Here is a 1,288-nt window from a genome sequence, read left to right on the forward strand (position 1 = left end):
GGCTGCGCCAGCGCAGGACCCTGCGCGCCACGGAGTGACTGGTCGACAGAACTTCGTGCTGCTCCTCCTGGAGCATCTTGAGCCGCCGCGCCGCGAGCTGTCCCACGCCGATGCCGGGGTCGACGGGGAGGACTCCCCCGTCGGCATCGAGGTGGACCATCCCCTGCTGATCGAGCCGCTTCAGACAGAGCTGGAGAGCGGCCTCGTCCAGACCGAGTGTGGTGCACAGGTCCGCCGTCGCCAGGTCGGGACTCCGTAGCAGTGTCCGGTACACGGATTCGTCAAGAGGCTCTATGCCCAATGCGGTCAGTTCCGATTCGCCCATGCGGTCGCCACCTGGTGCTGAAAAATGGATCGGATCATTACATTTGTTCGAACCATGTCAAAATTGTCCGAAACGCTGCTTCCGCTCCCGCCGCCATTGCGGTACACGGCCCACGCCCGCGCCGACGACGGATCGTTCGCGTCCGGAGTCTTCGCCATGAAGGCGCAACTGAACGCAACGGTTCGCGCGAATGTGGTCAACACCGCTTGCTTTACGTCGCGTTGGGAATTTCAGGCACGGCGTGCCCGGGGGTACGGGTCTGGGTCGCCTCCCGCCCGAGCAGCCCTCTTCCGGCACCGGTGATCAGGACAGTAACGAGCTGCCCGCCATGAGGGAAGGGACCGTCGTAGCCGACATGACGAACCGATTCATCCACGCTCCCAGTGCAGTGCCGTACACGCTCAATGTGCCCCTTGCGACCGTTGCTTACTCCACAAACTTGCGGGGAGGATGAGACCAATGTGACGGCCACGTACAGCCGTTGTCGCCGTGACCGGGCAGCGTGAGCCGCACATGGCGAGGGGAAAGGTGAGGCCCGATGAACGCTGGATTGACGAGGGGCGAGCAGATCGTGCTGCTCGGACTGGACGAGCAGGACGGAACGCCGCACGAGCAGTTGCGGGTGGGATGCGCTGTCGCGGCGGCGCCCCTGCTGCAACTCGTCCTGTCCGGCCAGGTGGTGGCACGTGACGGCGCGCTCATCCTGTCGGGCCGGCCGTCGTCCCAGGATCCGTTGACATCGGCCGTGGCCGAGCAGATGCGTGCGCACCCCGAAGCAAAGCCCCAGGCATGGCTGCTGGCGGTTCGCGACCAGGCGGTCACCGCCGCGTACGCAGGTCTGCTGTCGAAGGGACTGGTGCGCCAGGAGGGCCGCAAGGTGCTCGGCGTCTTCGGCTCCCACCGGTACCCGGTGACCGACCCGTCGGTCCCGCAGGCGCTGCGCGGCGAACTCGCCGCGGTGGC

At 66.3% G+C, this 1,288-nt stretch carries 2 protein-coding genes; one reads left to right on the top strand and one right to left on the bottom strand.

The features are described from left to right. On the bottom strand, positions 1 to 325 hold a 325-nt coding region (locus tag ACMZ42_RS27130; protein ID WP_415733444.1), incomplete at its 3' end, for a hypothetical protein. A 538-nt stretch (positions 326 to 863) separates the two neighbouring features. On the opposite strand from ACMZ42_RS27130, the gene ACMZ42_RS27135 reads away from it, so the two are divergent. Beyond that, on the top strand, positions 864 to 1,288 hold a 425-nt coding region (locus ACMZ42_RS27135), incomplete at its 3' end, for a GOLPH3/VPS74 family protein (RefSeq protein ID WP_415733445.1).

The organism is Lysinibacillus sp. NPDC056185, assembly GCF_047737915.1.
GTDB lineage: Bacteria > Bacillota > Bacilli > Bacillales_A > Planococcaceae > Lysinibacillus.